Below are 17,340 nucleotides of genomic sequence, written 5' to 3'. Positions count from 1 at the left end.
CGTTCTTATGAAACTAAACAGATTACTATGCGGATGCATGCTCTTATTGCCCTTGTGCATGCAGGCGCAGGATGTGGGATACGTTCCGCCACCACCATCCGAAGCAGAGGAAACAGCCATGCCGCTCAGATCAGCACTCAACAAACTTGGTAAGCAACATAAGATCAGCTTTGCCTACAGCAGCAAACTCATCGACAATAAGAAAGTTCCCGCTGTTTCCGAGAAAAAAAGACCATTGCAGGAAACACTGGATGACATGCTCACACCACTGCAATTACAATATAAAAAGATAGACGAAGGTTTGTATGTGATCCAGCCTGCGCTGATCACTGTGCAAACAAATATCGCTGTTCCCATAAAAGGAACCATAAAGGATAAAGATGGTCAGCCCATCCCCGGTGTAACCATCCAGGTAAAAGGTACCAGTGTGGGAACTGTATCCACACCGGATGGCGCTTTTACGTTGAATGCGCCCGATGCCAATGTAACATTGCTGTTCTCTTATATCGGATACGATCCGCAGGAGATAGCACTGGATGGAAGAACAGAATTGAATGTAGTGATGAATGCATCTACCAGTGAGTTGGAACAGGTAGTGGTAGTAGGATATGGCACCCGCCGCAAAAGAGACCTCACAGGATCTATCGGTAGCGTGCGGGGAGAGGAATTAACTAAGCAACCGGTAAATGCTGCCACACAAGGTGTACAGGGAAAACTGGCCGGTGTGCAGATCATCAGTTCCGGCGCACCAGGGTCACAACCACTTGTACGTGTGCGCGGTACTGGTAGTATGCTGGCTGGTGCAGAACCTTTATATGTAGTGGATGGTGTGCTCACCAATGATATCAGGAATATCAACACGGCAGACATTGTTTCCATGGACATCCTGAAAGATGCATCCTCCGCCGCCATTTACGGTGTGCGGGCTGCCAATGGCGTAGTGATCATTACCACCAAACGTGGGAAGATCGGGGAGATGGAAGTAAGCTATAACATGAACGCTGGATTCAGAGAAGTAGCCCATCTCGTTAAAATGGCGAACAGTACGCAGTATACAGATTACCTGAAAGATGCAGCGCCTAATGTTACCCTGCCCGGTTATAATGTATCCACCAATTGGTATGATGCTGTTCTGCGGAAGGGATTCCAGCAGGTACATAATATTTCCCTCTCCGGCGGATCAGAGAAATTCCTCTATTATTTCAATGCAGGATATCTCACAGATGAAGGGGTGGTGAACACTAATAAATATGATCGGTTAACTATCCGCTCCAACAACGAATACAACATCAACGATAAGTTGAAATTCGTGGCGCAGTTCTCTTACATGCGTTCCAATACGCAGTATGTAGATTTGCAGGGAATTTATACCAATACCTATCGCGCCTCTCCATTGATCCCTGTTATGCAGAACGGGAAATATGGTAATACCGCGGCTTTCGGCAACGTAGGTAACCCTGCGCTCACCATTGATAAGAACAATGATAAACTCCAGGAAGGCCGTGTACAGGGAACTACTTACCTGGAATACTCTCCCTGGAAATTCCTCAAGCTGCGTTCCAGCATGAGTGTAAACCAATCCAACTTTAACAGGAAGAAGTATAACTTTCAATTCCTGAATGACGAATCCACTTTCCTCATAGCAGGAGGTAACCAGCAACGTCCGGAAAGTCAGTTGACCATGGTGAAAGAACAGAATCAGGAATGGCTCTGGGATAATACCGCTACTTTTCAGCAACGTTTCGGCGATCATGATCTCACCGTGCTGGCAGGATATACTGCACAAAAATACCAGGGAGAATATATTGAAGGCAGCAGAAGGAATGTGCCTATCAGTACAGACCTCTGGTACCTGATTGCAGGAGATCCCAACACCTCCACTGTTACCGCAGATGGTGATAAATATGCGCGTGCCTCCATTCTTGGCCGTGTAAACTATAGTTATAAAGATAAATACCTCGCTACCGTATCCTTCCGGAACGATGCCTCTTCCCGTTTCCCTTCAGAAAACCGCAATGGTTATTTTCCTGCTGTAGGTGTGGGCTGGGTGCTTTCACAGGAAGCCTTCCTGAAGGACCAGAAGATCTTCGACTTCCTGAAACTGCGCGGCAGCTGGGGGCGTATTGGTAATGATAATATTGAGTCCAATCTGTATGTGCTAACCGGCAGCACCGGCCAGCAATATTTCTTTGATGGCAAAGCTACACTGGGTACCAGCCTGGCAGATATCAAGAACCGCAATCTCAAATGGGAAACCACGGAAGAGTATGATTTTGGATTGGAGTTTACTTCCCTCGGACAAAAACTAACCGGTGAAATAAACTACTATAACAAGAAAACCATCGATGCGCTGGTGGGCGTAAAGATCCCTGGTCTGTTGGGCGATCCGGATAATGAATATATCACCAATGCCGGTTCATTCGTCAACAAAGGATGGGAATTCACGCTGCAATGGAAAGATAAGATCAGTGATGGTTTCGATTATACATTTGGGGGCAACCTCACCCTGAATGATAACAAAGTAACCGGTCTCAACCAGGGCCAGCCATTGTTGAAAGGTGGTGTGGGCGGCCAGGGACCAGTAACAAAAACAGCCAGTGGTTATCCCATTGGTAGTTTTTATGTGTATGATGCACAGGGTGTGTTCGTAGATCAGGCAGCAGTAGATGCCTATCTGAATAAGAACGGGCAAAAGATCCAGCCCGATGCTAAACCAGGCGATCTGCGTTACAGGGATGTAAATGATGATGGCAGTATCACAGTAGATGACAAGATCTATGCAGGTTCCTATCAGCCTAAGTTATATTACGGTCTCAATGCCGGTGTAAATTACAAAGGTTTAGACCTGAGTGTGGATTTTTACGGCAATGCCGGTAATAAGATATACAACGGTAAAAAAGCATTCCGCTACGAGATCACGGATAACATAGAAGCAGATTACGCTGATAAACGCTGGACATCTACTCGCCCTTCAGCAACAGATCCAAGAGTCCTCAACAGCAGCATCCCGGCTTCCACCTATTTCATTGAGTCCGGTAATTTCTTCCGCCTCAATAACCTCACGCTGGGTTATACCTTATCTAAACAATTACTGGAACGCATGAAGATGAGCAGGCTGCGGATCTACCTCACCTCTCAGAATCTTTTCACGGTAAAACGCTTTAGTGGTTTCTCTCCTGAAATGATCTCCACCAATCCAAAAGCGGATGGATTCATTTCAGCACAGAACAATGCCAGTCCACTGGAAAGCGGCATAGAACTGATGCCGTATCCTACCACAAGGACGTTTGCAGTTGGATTGAATGTTACATTTTAAAAACGTTATCATGAAAAGGCTAATCAGTATATTACTTATAAGTTTCGGGCTGATGTATGTCAGCTGCGGAAAAGGTTTTCTGGATATCCCACCGCAGGGCAGGGTAACGGAAGAAGAGATCAGGAACAATCCCAATGCAGCGATAGACCTCGTGAATGGTGTATATAATGTAATGTGGCTGGGAGGTTTTGGACCAGATGTACATGGATTACAAATGGTAGTGCTCACCAGCATTGCAAGTGATGAAGGAGATAAAGGCAGTACACCACAGGATTATGGTCCTGCATTAGAGATCGATAATTTCACCTACACACCGGCTAATAGCAACGTGCAGAATTTCTGGACGGGTTATTATCAGGCCATTGCCAGAACAAACCAGGCATTGGATAAATTACCATTGAGTCCGCTGGATGATGTTACAAAGAACAGGTTGATCGGTGAAGTACGTTTCCTGCGCGGGTATTTTTACTTTAACCTCGTACGTACTTTTGGAGGTGTGCCTAAACTGGATCGTGTACCCAAACCGGAAGAAGCCAATTCAGATGAATTCCAGACGCGTGCTACTGCTACAGAGATCTATGATCTTATCATCAGCGACCTGCAGTTTGCAGTAGATAATTTGCCGCTGAAAGGCGCAACCCCTGTAGGCCGTATCACAAAGGGAGCGGCACAGGGCATGCTGGCCAAAGTTTATCTTTACAAGAAGGACTATCAGAAAGCATTTGATCTCTCCAAAGCCGTGATCGATTCAAAGTTATATGATACCCTTTCCAATTATGCCGATATTTGGCGTGCAAAGGGGGCTAATTCAATGGAATCCATCTTTGAGGTACAAACGGGCACCAGCGCTGCCTGCAACTCTGCGATAGAGCTGTATGCAAATTGCCAGGGTATCCGGGCAAGGAAAGGCTGGTCTGATTTCGGATTCGGATTTAATAATCCCACCGCAGATCTGGCAGCAGCTTACGAGCCAAACGACAAACGCAAAGCAGGTACCATTATTACCATAGAGCCGAACGGTACAACGTTATGGGATGGCTTTAGGGTACCTTCCAGGGATTCCGTGGAAAACGACCGGTATAATTATAAAGCTTATCACAGTCGTACACAGGAACCTTATTGCGGTAGCCCGGATCGTACGCCCAAAAACCTCCGCGTGCTGCGTTACGGAGAAGTGTTGCTGATCTATGCAGAAGCGGCAAATGAAATAGGTAGCGCAGGAGAAGCACTGGCAAAACTGAACATCATCCGCAAACGTGCCGGATTACCAGATGCCCCTGCAGCAGGACAAGCAGACATGCGCTTAGCTATCTGGAAAGAAAGGAGAGTGGAAATGGCCATGGAACATGATCGTTTCTGGGACCTGGTAAGACAAGGACGTGCAGGACAAGTGATGAGAGCACATGGAAAGAACTTTGTAGACGGAAAACATGAATTATTCCCCATCCCGCAAGAGCAGATCCTCTTAAGCGGCGGGCGTTTAGAACAAAATCCAAATTATTGATGCGCATCTTATTATTAAGCCTGCTTATTGGCACCGCATTACCGGTTGCCGCACAAAAGAAACAGATCCCCCGGCCACAACTGGGGGACTCTGCTTTGCTCACCCTCGTGCAACAGAAAACCTTTGATTATTTCTGGAAGTTTGCGCATCCCGTATCTGGCTTAGCACCTGAACGTACTACCACTCCGGAAGTCGTTACCATTGGTGGTTCCGGTTTTGGCGTGATGGCTATCCTGGTAGGAATAGAACGAAAATTCGTTACACGGGAACAGGGGCTGGAACGTTTATTAAAGATCGTACAGTTCCTGTCAAAAGCAGATCACTACCACGGCATCTGGCCACACTGGATGAATGGGGCCACCGGTAAAACCATTCCCTTCAGCCGAAAAGATGATGGAGGAGACCTGGTGGAATCTGCATTTATGTTCCAGGGTTTATTAGCCGTGCAGCAATACTTTGATCGCAATACCCCAAAAGAACAGGAATTGCGGAACAGGATCACCGGGCTGTGGAATGATGCAGAATGGAATTGGTACACACAGGGAGGGCAGGATGTATTATACTGGCATTGGTCGCCCAACAACGGATGGTCTATGAATCATACCATCCGTGGCTGGAATGAATGCCTGATCACTTATGTGCTGGGGGCTTCCTCTCCTAATTTCCGGGTGTCCCCTAAAGCCTACCACCAGGGCTGGGCAGTGAGTAATTACTTTAAGAACGGAAAAGAATTCCTGGGGATCAAATTACCGCTGGGTTTTGATTACGGTGGCCCGCTTTTCTTTGCGCATTATTCATTCCTGGGTTTGGACCCGCGTGGATTAAAAGACCAGTATGCAGATTACTGGGAGCAGAACACCAACCATACTTTGATCAATCGCCAGTATTGTATTAATAATCCCAAACAATATAAAGGATACAGCGCAGATTGCTGGGGCCTAACCGCCAGCGATAATCATGAATTCTACAATGCACATTCCCCCACTAATGATCTCGGTGTTATAACACCTACTGCCGCATTATCCTCTTTTCCTTACACCCCCGTCTATTCCATGCAGGCCCTCAAATACTTCTACAACAAAGTAGGGGCAAGGCTTTGGGGGGAATTTGGCTTCTACGATGCTTTCTCCGAATCCCATAACTGGTATGACTACCAATACCTGGCCATAGACCAGGGCCCTATTGTGGTAATGATCGAAAACTACCGCTCAGGGCTGCTCTGGCGGCTTTTTATGAGTCATCCGGACATCAAAAAAGGCCTGAAATCCCTGGGTTTTTCCAGCCCCGCGCTGTGAAATGCTAATTCAATATCAAGAAAGGTTAAAATAATGTGCAAGTATGTGCAACCGATTGCATAATTTGTGTAACGGATTCAATACCTTTATTGCGCACAAGTGTCCCTAAGGATGCAAACGTTTGCAAAGATTAGAACAATAAACTCTTTTTTTATATGCCCACGAGGGCACCGCGTTATGAAGATTAGACACGTTTTTTCATTACTATTAAGATCATGCTTTTGCTGCAATTCACGGGCTGTACGGTTTGTAGATGCCGTACTTCCTGTGGAGGGCAGAAGCTGGTAAACCACGTTACAACAGATTACATGAAGTTCCACGCAATTGTAGTATTAACACTCGCGGCTGTCGGGGCCTACGGTCAACAAAGCAAACTGGTGCAAACCGGAAGCAATGGTAAACTGATCTATGCCACCTACGCCAATGAAGGAGAGAGCAACAGTATTAATAAGGTACCTGACTATTCTCATGCTGGTTACAAAGGAGGCGGTATAACGCTGCCGGAAGTATCCGTAAAGAAGACTTTAAGTCCTCAGGCCGGAGATAATCATCAATATATACAAGATGCCATTCATGCAGTGGAACAACTCCCGCTTGATAAAAATGGTATCCGTGGAGCCATCCTGCTGAAAGCAGGTACGTATGAATTAAATGGACTGCTCACCATTTCAAAAAGTGGTGTAGTATTAAGAGGAGAAGGACAAGGAGCAGATGGTACAATATTAAAGGACCTCGTACCCGGTCAGCATAGCTTTATCCGCATCAAAGGAGAAGGGAAAGGCCATGGTAGTGAAAGTAACCGTAGTAACATTACTACACAATATCTGCCCACAGGAGCAACTGTACTGGAAGTAGAAAATGCTGCAGGATTTAAAGCGGGAGATAGTATTATGCTGGTGCGTACGCCGAATCAGTTATGGATAGATGATCTCAATACGGCACAGTTCGGTTGGAAGCCTAACGCATATAAAGCAGAATTTGAGAGAACGATTGTCAAAATAACCGGCAATCAACTCACCCTAAAAGAGCCTGTTGTTGATCCTATACGGGTGCAGCATGGCGGAGGGTATATTTATAAAGCAAAGAGAAATGGCCGCATCAGCAACTGTGGTATTGAAAACATGCGGATGGAATCTGCCTATAAAACAGATACCAGTGAAGATCACGGATGGGATGCAGTGGCTTTGTTACGGGCAGAGAATTGTTGGGTGAAACAGGTAACAGCAAAGTATTTCGGTTATGCCTGTGTATCCATCGAATCGCAATCTGTTTATAATACGGTAATGGAATGTGCGATGCTGGATCCTAAATCCATCACCACCGGCGGCAGGAAATATTCTTTTGTAATAGAAAGCGGTTCAGCATTTAATTTATTGAACCGTTGCTATTCCCGCGGCGGACGGCATGATTTTGTAACAGGTTCTGTGGTGCCCGGCCCGAATGTATTCCTGGATTGTTATGCCACGGATACTTATGCGGACATTGGTCCGCATCACCGTTGGGCAACCGGTTTGTTGTTTGATAATATTTATGGCGGTCAGATAAGGGTGCAAAATCGCGGGGCTATGGGAAGTGGCCATGGATGGTCTGGTGCACAGGTGATGTTCTGGAATAATCACTCTTACAAAAGTGATCTTAAAGTAACCAGCGCACCGGGTTCAAAGAACTGGGCCATTGGTTGCACCGGACAAAAACAGGACGGAACTACAGGTTACTGGGAAAGCTGGGGTACACCGGTATCACCCCGCAGCCTGTATCTGCAACAGTTGAAAGAAAGATTGGGAGATAAAGCAGTTGATAACACCATCACTAAAGCACAGGCATCCGGAAATATCTGGGAATTACTGGCAGCTTGGAAAGGAGAGGGTAAACTAAGATAATATGAGAAGTTTCGTTTTCGGATTGGTATTAATAAGCGCGCCATTGCTCACACTGGGCCAGAAAGCAGATCCCCTGCTCCGGCTTTGGTATCAGCAACCGGCCGCAAACTGGAATGAAGCCCTGCCCATTGGGAATGGCCGTATTGGCGCGATGGTATTTGGTACCGTACAGGAAGAAAAACTGCAATTGAACGAAGCATTTTTATGGAGTGGCAGTCCGAAGGATGGTAACAATCCCGGTGCAAAAGAACAGTTGCTCGTTGTTCGGCAAGCCTTGTGGAATGCGGAATACATGAAAGCGGATTCCATCAGTCGTTTAATGCTGGGTACTTATTCTGCCAGGTATCTTACCCTGGGGAATTTATTATTGAAGAATGATCAGCCGGTAGCCACTGCTACAAAATATGAAAGAGAATTAAACCTGAACAACGCTGTTGCTAAAGTAAAGTATACTTCAAACGGTGTGGAATATACAAGGGAAACATTTGTGAGTTATCCGGATCAATTACTCGTGATCCGCTGGCGCAGCTCAAAGGCAGGCGCCCTGAATTTCCATGTGGCCTTTGATAATCCCATGCCCACTAAGATCAGCAAACGTACAAGCAGCCACATCGTATTAAGTGGGCAATGTCCTTCTTATGTACCACACCGCCCATATGAAACGAGGAAGTTTGAATATGATCCGAAGAATGGTATTAAGTATGAAGTACACGTACAGGCAAAACTGAAGAACGGCAGCAGTGTAGCAGATGAAAATGGCTTACAGGTAAAGAACGCAACAGAAGCCGTGCTGCTGGTTTCCATCGGTACCAGTTTCAACGGTGCTTTAAAGAACCCGGTAAGTGAAGGAAAAGATCCTGCAGCAGAAGCCTTAAAATATTTGGACAAACCAAAAGATTACAACACTTTATTACAACAGCACATTGCTGACTATACAAAATTATTCAACCGGGTGAAACTGGACCTGGGTGATGACGGTTCCGGACCAAAAGCAACAGATGTACGCCTGAAAGCATACACAAAAGCAGGTGGTAATATGGATCCGCAACTGACCACGCTGTTATATCAGTATGGCCGTTACCTGATGATTGCCGGTTCCCGCAAAGGCGGCCCCGCTATGAACCTGCAAGGGATCTGGAATGATAAGATGCAGCCACCATGGGGTTCTAACTATACCACCAATATCAACACGGAAATGAATTACTGGCCGGCAGAAACGGCTAACCTTTCTGAATGTGCTGAGCCGCTGTTCGATTTTATTAAACAGATTTCTGTAACAGGAGCGAAAACAGCAGCAGTGAATTATGGCATGAAAGGCTGGGCGGTACATCACAACGTGGATATCTGGGCATTGTCTTCTCCCTCCGGAGGGTTCGACTGGAAAGATCCGAAAGGTGATCCACGCTGGGCCATCTGGCCAATGGCAGGTGCATGGTTGTGCAGGCATTTGTGGGAACATTATACATATACCGGAGACGAAAAATTCCTGCGCGATAAAGCTTATCCTTTAATGAAAGGAGCTACAGAGTTTATGCTGGACTGGCTGGTGAAGAACCCGCAGGGCCAATGGGTAACCAATCCTTCCACCTCCCCGGAGAATAATTTCCTGATAGATGGTGCCAGGAAAGGAAGTGTGAGCATTGCCTCTACCATGGATATGTCTATCATCTATGATCTGCTTAACAGAACGGTACAAGCGGCGAATGAATTAAGAACAGACAAACAGTTCACAGAAAAAATAAACGGTGTATTAAAAGACTTATATCCTTTCCATGCAGGCCGTTTGGGTCAGTTACAGGAATGGTACCTGGATTGGGATGATGCGAAAGATAGTCACCGTCACTTATCACATCTCTATGGTCTGTTCCCTGGCAATATGATCACACCACGCCGTCAGCCTGAACTGGCTGCTGCTGCTAAACGTAGCTTGGAATTACGTGGAGATGGAGGAACAGGATGGTCAAAAGCATGGAAGATCAACTGGTGGGCCAGGCTCGAAGATGGAGACCATGCCTATCTGATGTTGAATAAACAACTCTTTTACGCATCAGGAGATTCTGTGAGTGTGGCAGATAACAGCGGTGGTTCTTATGCAAATCTTTTTGATGCGCATCCGCCCTTCCAGATAGATGGCAACTTTGGTGTTACTTCCGGTATTACGGAAATGCTGGTGCAGAGCCATGATGGTGTGATCCATTTATTACCTGCATTACCTTCCGTATGGCCAACGGGCAGTGTAAAAGGATTAAAAGTAAAAGGTGGTTTTGAAGTAGATATTACCTGGAAAGATAAACGCCTCGTGAAAGCCGTGATCCATTCAACCTATGAAGGTGGAAAACAAGTGATCCGTACGTTTGAACCTGTGCAGATTAAATCTCCCGTTGGGCCTCCAACATTGGATTACAGCCTTGTAAAAGATTATGGCTTTCCCGTGAATAAAGAGATAAAGGATGCTTCCAAATTACCGGAACTGAACCTGAAAAAAGTATATGACCAAAATGTGATGCTGTCTGCCGGCGTACATGAGATAACAGTAAAATGAGCGGAGTAAGAACATATATAACAACAGCGCTGATAGCTCTATCTGCCAGTTCATTTGCCCAGTTCAAGGGAGATGATGATGGCATCCTGATGCAGAAAGCTGCATCGCGGGACAGCATCGCTATTGCAGAAGCAGTGAGTGGTTGGTGGACAAATTCTATGAAGGAACATGATGAAAGGATAGCCTGGTGGAGAGATGCCAAGTTCGGTTGTTTTATTCACTGGGGTGTTTATTCAGTACCCGGTGGTGAATGGAAAGGAAAGAAAGTAGGCGGATACGCAGAACACCTGATGCGGAAGGAAAAGATCCCCCGCCAGGAATATGCAGATAAACTGATCAAAACTTTCAACCCAACGGAGTTTAATGCAGACGCCTGGGTGAAGCTGATCAAAAATGCAGGCATGCGTTACCTGATCATCACGGCTAAACACCATGATGGAGTAGCTATGTATCCTTCCGCCATAGGGGATTACACCTTAAAGCAATCTGCTTTTAAAAGAGATCCCATGCAGGAGCTGTCAGCCGCCTGTAAGAAATACGGTATTAAATTCGGGTTCTATTATTCCCATGCCTTCGACTGGGAAGATCCCAATGCACCGGGCAACGATTGGGATTACAACAATCCCGGCGGTGATAAAAATCTCTTCGGCGGAACTAACTGGTATGATCAACATCCGGAGTTATTGCCGAAAGCAGTGAAGTATGTAAATGAGAAATCCATCCCGCAGATCCAGGAGTTACTGCGCAAGTATCATCCGGATATTATCTGGTTTGATACGCCGCATAAATTACCCCTGTCTGAAAACATAAGGATCCTGAAAGCGATTAGAGACATTGATAATAAAGTAGTAGTGAATGGCCGTTTGGCAAGAAGTTCCGTTGTTTCATTCGGTGATTATAAGAACACGGCAGATCGTCCCGCGGAATTTTACCCGGTAACGGGAGATTGGGAAGCCATTCCTACCACCAATGAATCATATGGTTATTCTAAATTCGATGACAGCCACAAACCAGCAGGATTCTTTATCCAGCTAATGGCAAAGGCAACCGCAAAAGGCGGTAACCTGCTGATGAATATCGGGCCGATGGGCAATGGCATCATTGATCCAAGAGATACTACCATCCTGCATAAAGTAGGAGCCTGGTTAGTGCCGAACGGTGAAAGTATTTATGGCGCACAGGGAGGTTTTGATGTACCACAGCCATGGGGCGTTGTAACACAGAAGGGAGATAAAAAGTACCTGCATGTTTTCAAATGGCCGAAGGATGGTAAGTTACTGGTGAATGGTTTCTTTAAGATCAACAGTGCAAGATTATTAGTAAACAACAAATCACTTGTAGTAAAGAAGGTCAGCCCCTTCAATTGGGAGATCAGTGTGCCGGAACAAGCACCCGATGCAAATAACACAGTGCTGGTACTGGAAACAACAAAAGGTCCTGCACCGGAAAGTAAAGCAGAGGCACTGTTCACAAAAGATTATCCCAACGTATTGCTGGCATTCGATGCCACACAACAAGGGAAAGGTTTTGGATTCGGAGATGGGAAAACCAACAGGTATTATGTACAGAACTGGACGCGGAACGATCAATCCCTGAAATGGCTCACCCGCAATGATGAACCCGTTACTTATGCTGTGAAGTTAAAGTACGAAGCAGAAGGTGGTGGAAGTTATACCGTATCCTTCGGTGATAAAAAACTCAGCGCACAGGTATTATCAGGATTACAGGAACAGGAGATCGGAAGTATCACATTGCCAAAAGGAGAACACACACTGGAAATTAAATCAGAGAAAATAGCAGGAAAGGAATTGATGAAGTTGATGGAAGTAACGCTAACACCCGTAAAATGAAGCAAAGCATTTTAATATTATTATTGATCGTCTCTGCACAGTTCGCCAAAGCGGATTGGCTGAAGCAAGCCATAGAAGCCCGTAAGGCAGATATTCTAAAGAAAGCGGAATGGGCTATGTTACAAAAGCCTGTTACGGTTACTGCGGCAAAGTCTGAACGCAGCGCAGGAGGTATACATGATTTTTATTCTGAAGGAGACTACTGGTGGCCTAATCCAGTGAGTCCTGATAGTCCGTATATTCAAAAAGATGGACAAACCAATCCGGAGAATTTTGTGGCGCATCGCCAGGCCATGGTACGTTTCAGCAGAGTGGTAGGGGATCTGGCAGCAGCGTATGTAGCCAATGGCAACAAACGTTACCTGGATCATGCGCTGGTACATATCAAAGCATGGTTTGTGAATGCTGATACAAAAATGAATCCCAACTTATTGTATGCACAGGCCATCAAAGGCCGCGCAACAGGCCGTGGGATCGGGATCATTGATACTATTCATTTTATAGAGATCGCACAGGCATTGCGTATTATGGAGAAGGCCGGTATGATCCCTCCGAAAGATCTGGTAGCCATTAAAGAATGGTTTGCAGCATATCTGAAATGGATGACGGAACATAAATACGGTCTGGATGAAATGAATGCGGCGAATAATCATGGCACCTGCTGGGTGATGCAGGTCGCTGCTTTCGCTACCTTCCTGAAAGATCAGCAATGGATAGAATTTTGCCGTAACAGATATAAAGAGGTTTTGTTGCCAAAACAAATGGCAGAAGATGGAAGTTTTCCTTTAGAAATTCGTCGAACAAAACCTTATGGTTATGCGTTATTCAATTTAGATGCGATGGCAACAGTATGCCAGATACTTAGCAGCCCTAAGGATGATCTCTGGAAGTATACTGCATCGACGAAAGCAATTAGCAAAGGCATTGCATATATGTACCCATATGTGCAGAACAAGAACAGCTGGCCGTTTGCAAAGGATGTGATGTATTGGGATGAATGGCCGGTGGCCCACCCTTTCCTGCTCTTTGGCGCAGCTGCCTACAACAATCCAGTCTACTTTACATTATGGAAACAACTTGAGCATGATCCTCAGGTGGAAGAAGTATTGCGCAATCTGCCGATACGAAACCCCGAGATCTTCATGGTGACCATTTAACCTAAAAAGATAATCATAAACGTACTAAAGATTTTACTGTAGACGTGGAATATGATAACGCCGGTCTCGTCTGAGCCGGCATCTTTTTTTCTTATAAGTTTGGATGTAACAGGCGGTAGTAAAACTATGAAGCCGCCGTTGTGTCACTCACTTCAGCGGCTTGTTCTTTATTGAACGGGGTGCTTTTTATTTTAATAAAAACAATCTCACTTCCTTCAAGAAAAAATAAAGAACCGCAGGTTCTTTATTTAAATAACGTTCCTCTTCAAAAAAAGAACTCCGCCCTTTCCTGCGCGGCAAACACCCTACCTACAAATCCCCCAACAACTCCTGCGCCTTATCATAATTCTCCGCACTCGCAGGAATCTTCAATAACCACTCTTTGCATTTAACAGTATTCTTATCCTTCAAATAACTCAACGCAACAAAGAAAGCGCCATCATATTTAAAAACAGATTCCCCGTTATAAATAACTTCCAGATCAGCACGCGCACGCGAAGTCAGCCCATCTTCCAGATAAGAAAGCCCCCGGTAATAACGCGCATAAGCATCACCCGGTTGTGCCGCTAATAATTTATCCAGTGTAACAACCGCTTCTTTATAATCACGATGATTAAATTGCGTCGCCGCTTGCTGTGCCAGGGAATCCTTAGTAGACCCCCGTTCAGCAGGAGAGATCATTTCTTCTATGGAATATTGCGAATAGAGATCTTTTTTCCATGGACTCCAGTACATCAAAGTAGCAATCAGCACCGCCACAGAAGCAGCCGCTGCCATTAATTTACGGATAGAAACAACTTTAGCTTTCTCATTAAATATAGGCCGGTTGCTTTGTAAAGTTTGCACCAATGCATCCCGCTGAGGATCTGCCTGAAGCGACTGACGTAATGTATTGCTTACATCAAACCAGGTGGCTACCATCTCATGGAATTCAGGATCCGCCTCTCTACGGCTCTCAAAAGCCATCAGTTCTTCCTCCGTCATGCGGTCGGAGAAGTAACGTTCTATCAGTTCATAATCGATGTCGTTCATGTCAGTCCCCATTTTGAAAGGTTATCTTTAATAGCGCTGATGAGGGAGGCCATACATTCAGATTTCTTCTTACGAAGGTATCCATACGTAACACCCAGCTTGGCAGCTATCTCTTCCTGCGGTTTATCGGTTAACGAAAGCCGGATGATCTCCTGGCATCGTTCCCCCATTTGCCCCAGCATAGTTTTAAAGAGCCGCGCCTTTTCATTGTCTGCCCAGGTCTTTTCTGCATCCCGGAAACTATCCTCGCCAACATTAAATTGCTCATCCAGGTCTTTTGTTACCCCCTGGCGCCCTCTTTTTTTGAGTTCGTTGAGCCACTTACGTTTACACACCATCAAAAGGAATGCCTCAAAAGGACAGGTCAGCTGGAGGTCCTTGTATTTGGCCTGGTTGTAAATATCCACCAGGGATTCCTGGAAGATATCGGCTGCATCATCAGCGGAACCGCTGTTCTGGAGCACATAATATTTCACCTTGGGAGCAAAACGCTGGTAGATCTCTCCCACCACCTGCGTTTCGTTATGCAGGAGTGCGTGGATAAAATGTTGATCTGCGTGTGACATATAAAAATAAAGATATTAAAAATCCGGGGGTAACAAATCAGGGAGGCAGTTTATCTATTGGCAGAAGCTCCCGTTCCTCTTAACGCCGAATACACCCAAAAGGCCTTAGGGCCTTTTGCCGTTACAATTAAAATGATATATATTACTGTGGTTATAAACTGTCGGAGCAAGCGGGCCTCAGCCATATATGTCCTAAATACCTTTCTATGTCGAAATATTTATTCGCCTCTATACTCTTGCTGATGCTTGCAGGATCCGCTATGGCACAGCAAAAAGCAGCGCCGGATACCATCCTGAGCACCATTGATGTGGAGCAGGATGAGAATAAGACCGTCATAAAAGCAGGCCTGCGTCCACTCCGCCAGATCGCCGGCGCACCGGAAGCCTTTTACACTTACTTCTGGGAATTCGGGGATGGCACCTTCAGCTTTGCCCCGCAACCTGTACATAATTATAAGGATACCGGCTCTTACGAGATCCGCTTATATGCCACCAATAACTATGATGATGGCAAGGCCCCGAAAGGAAAACCCCGCCGCATCAAAGTGAAAAAGACCATGTACGCCGCCGCAGATGCCCCTTCTTCTTTCTTCGCCGCCTCTGATATGCTGGCTATGAAAGCCAACCGGATGCCCAAACCCGGAGAAGAGATGGTGACGATCGTGGGTTACCGGCATCCCGGAGGAACAGCTGCCGTAAGCGGTTCCCTGCTATTGTTCTATAACGAAAAGCAATTTGCCCAGAAGAACTTCGTACTGTCTGAAGAACGTAAATACAACGGGGAACGCAAGTTTGGACTGGATTCTTTATTGGCCATGGCCCCTTCCGAAAATTTATACGTACCTCTGGCGGGTGGCCCTTCTGCCACTCCATGGATAGACCCTGTAAGGAAAACAGCCTTAGCTGGTTTACTGGCAGAAAAGAAAGCCCTGTTCCGGGAACAGCACATCTGGCGGGTGGAAGACCTGAAAGCAGGAGAGGAAAAATTCCTCTTCCTCTCTATGGAAACAACCCCCGAAATGATCAAGGATACCAATGCGGTGGTGACCATCAGCGGGATGTTCGTACCGGATGATCCTGCTTTTCCGGTATCACAGTATAACCTGGATATGCAGATCGTAGCTTCTCATGATCCCAACCGGATGCAGTTGAAGAACAGGCGCATGAACTACCGTTTTGTGAGTAAATCAAAGGAGTTAAGTTATAAAGTACAATTTCAGAACACCGGAAAAGGCCCTGCCAGCAAAGTATCCATTGGTGTGGCTGTACCCGGGATGCTGAATGGCCAGTCGCTGGAGATCACAGATTATTCCCCTAAATGTTTGATGTGTGATTCCGCCTATGAGCGCCAAAGCTGCCTGGATACCATCATCCGCAAAGACAGTATCTTTTTCGTCTTCAATAATATTTACCTGAAAGGAGTGAAACAGGAAGGGGTGGAAGACCAGGATTCTACAAAAGGGTTTATTAAATACAGGATCCGTTTCAGCAAAGAATTAAAGAAACTCCCTTTCACCAGCCAGGCGGCTATCGTGTTTGACAAGAACGAACCTGTGATCACCAACCGTTCCAAAGGACGATTTAAACCAGGGCTTTCACCGGGTGTGATACTCGGTTATGGCAAAGGAATGAGTAAAGGTGAACTGCCACTGGGCCTTCCTGCCGGTACATTGGGTTTTACGATTTCCGCGTTTGCCCCTTATAAACCATACTTCCAGGCAGAGTTGTATTTCAATATCCAGCAGAAAACGGAAACCTTACAATCCTTTTCCCGGGACCAGCGGGATACCAGCATTGGTACCGGTAAATATTTAGTGATAGGCAGAGAGAATTATAATGTAGTAAGCAGAACAACGATGGATGTAGTGCCCTTACACCTGCGTTATAATATTACCGGCTGGTTAGGAGTGGGTGCTGGTATCATGGTGAGCGTAGTAACTTCTGAAAAAACACAGGAGAAAAAAGTAGTGCAGGTAACAGAGATGACGGTACCGCCATCCGGCGTCATTCAGAAATTCGACAGACTGGCCGGCACCGTCACGAAGAACTTCTCCGCAGCAGACGGTGCTATATTTGCAGATCTGAATATTGGTAAAGTGCGTGCCGGCCCGGCTTTGGGTATACGTATCCTGCAATATGTCAAAGACCCGCAGCAGCGGCTGTTCTTTTATGGCATCTGGAGATTTTAATTATCTTTA

General features: G+C 45.9%; 10 protein-coding genes. 8 read left to right on the top strand and 2 right to left on the bottom strand.

Features of this window, described 5'->3' with window-relative positions:
- The first annotated feature begins 7 nt into the window (after positions 1 to 7).
- The 7 genes from GFS24_RS20305 to GFS24_RS20275 all read left to right on the top strand — a co-directional run bounded on the left by GFS24_RS20305 (position 8) and on the right by GFS24_RS20275 (position 13,544).
- On the top strand, positions 8 to 3,316 hold the full coding sequence (locus GFS24_RS20305; RefSeq protein WP_153662607.1) for a TonB-dependent receptor: 3,309 nt from the start codon (positions 8 to 10) through the stop codon (positions 3,314 to 3,316).
- 10 nt (positions 3,317 to 3,326) lie between these two features.
- On the top strand, positions 3,327 to 4,820 hold the full coding sequence (locus GFS24_RS20300) for a RagB/SusD family nutrient uptake outer membrane protein (protein ID WP_153662605.1): 1,494 nt from the start codon (positions 3,327 to 3,329) through the stop codon (positions 4,818 to 4,820).
- A complete protein-coding gene (locus GFS24_RS20295; RefSeq protein ID WP_153662603.1) occupies positions 4,820 to 6,115 on the top strand; it encodes a glucoamylase family protein in 1,296 nt (431 codons plus the stop codon). Before GFS24_RS20300 ends, GFS24_RS20295 begins: the two co-directional genes overlap by 1 nt.
- 308 nt (positions 6,116 to 6,423) lie before the next feature.
- On the top strand, positions 6,424 to 7,995 hold the full coding sequence (locus tag GFS24_RS20290; protein ID WP_153662601.1) for a hypothetical protein: 1,572 nt from the start codon (positions 6,424 to 6,426) through the stop codon (positions 7,993 to 7,995).
- A gap of 1 nt (position 7,996) precedes the next feature.
- Complete coding sequence (locus GFS24_RS20285) at positions 7,997 to 10,537, top strand: glycoside hydrolase N-terminal domain-containing protein (protein ID WP_153662599.1); 2,541 nt, start codon at positions 7,997 to 7,999, stop codon at positions 10,535 to 10,537.
- The gene (locus GFS24_RS20280; RefSeq protein ID WP_153662597.1) at positions 10,534 to 12,387 is read left to right on the top strand and encodes an alpha-L-fucosidase; all 1,854 of its coding nucleotides are present in this window, start codon (positions 10,534 to 10,536) and stop codon (positions 12,385 to 12,387) included. Before GFS24_RS20285 ends, GFS24_RS20280 begins: the two co-directional genes overlap by 4 nt.
- Complete coding sequence (locus tag GFS24_RS20275; RefSeq protein WP_153662595.1) at positions 12,384 to 13,544, top strand: alginate lyase family protein; 1,161 nt, start codon at positions 12,384 to 12,386, stop codon at positions 13,542 to 13,544. The genes GFS24_RS20280 and GFS24_RS20275 overlap by 4 nt, the downstream gene beginning before the upstream one ends.
- A 309-nt stretch (positions 13,545 to 13,853) precedes the next feature.
- Here the strand turns inward: GFS24_RS20275 and GFS24_RS20270 are convergent, their stop codons facing one another.
- Complete coding sequence (locus GFS24_RS20270) at positions 13,854 to 14,576, bottom strand: hypothetical protein (RefSeq protein ID WP_153662593.1); 723 nt, start codon at positions 14,574 to 14,576, stop codon at positions 13,854 to 13,856.
- Positions 14,573 to 15,142 carry an RNA polymerase sigma factor gene (locus tag GFS24_RS20265; RefSeq protein ID WP_153662591.1) on the bottom strand — a complete coding sequence of 190 codons (570 nt, stop codon included), beginning with the start codon at positions 15,140 to 15,142 and terminating at the stop codon, positions 14,573 to 14,575. The genes GFS24_RS20270 and GFS24_RS20265 overlap by 4 nt, the downstream gene beginning before the upstream one ends.
- A gap of 206 nt (positions 15,143 to 15,348) precedes the next feature.
- On the opposite strand from GFS24_RS20265, the gene GFS24_RS20260 reads away from it, so the two are divergent.
- A complete protein-coding gene (locus GFS24_RS20260) occupies positions 15,349 to 17,331 on the top strand; it encodes a PKD domain-containing protein (protein ID WP_153662589.1) in 1,983 nt (660 codons plus the stop codon).
- Positions 17,332 to 17,340 lie beyond the last annotated feature (9 nt).

Origin of the sequence: Chitinophaga sp. SYP-B3965 (genome assembly GCF_009647655.1) — a bacterium.
Taxonomy (GTDB): Bacteria; Bacteroidota; Bacteroidia; order Chitinophagales; family Chitinophagaceae; genus Chitinophaga.
This window is presented reverse-complemented; position numbering and strand designations above follow the sequence as displayed.

Coding starts and splice junctions, on each gene's coding strand:
- GFS24_RS20280 (WP_153662597.1), top strand. CDS start 10,534: ATGAGCGGAGTAAGAACATATATAACAACAGCGCTGATAGCTCTATCT.
- GFS24_RS20285 (WP_153662599.1), top strand. CDS start 7,997: ATGAGAAGTTTCGTTTTCGGATTGGTATTAATAAGCGCGCCATTGCTC.
- GFS24_RS20260 (WP_153662589.1), top strand. CDS start 15,349: ATGTCGAAATATTTATTCGCCTCTATACTCTTGCTGATGCTTGCAGGA.
- GFS24_RS20305 (WP_153662607.1), top strand. CDS start 8: ATGAAACTAAACAGATTACTATGCGGATGCATGCTCTTATTGCCCTTG.
- GFS24_RS20265 (WP_153662591.1), bottom strand. CDS start 15,142: ATGTCACACGCAGATCAACATTTTATCCACGCACTCCTGCATAACGAA.
- GFS24_RS20270 (WP_153662593.1), bottom strand. CDS start 14,576: ATGAACGACATCGATTATGAACTGATAGAACGTTACTTCTCCGACCGC.
- GFS24_RS20295 (WP_153662603.1), top strand. CDS start 4,820: ATGCGCATCTTATTATTAAGCCTGCTTATTGGCACCGCATTACCGGTT.
- GFS24_RS20275 (WP_153662595.1), top strand. CDS start 12,384: ATGAAGCAAAGCATTTTAATATTATTATTGATCGTCTCTGCACAGTTC.
- GFS24_RS20290 (WP_153662601.1), top strand. CDS start 6,424: ATGAAGTTCCACGCAATTGTAGTATTAACACTCGCGGCTGTCGGGGCC.
- GFS24_RS20300 (WP_153662605.1), top strand. CDS start 3,327: ATGAAAAGGCTAATCAGTATATTACTTATAAGTTTCGGGCTGATGTAT.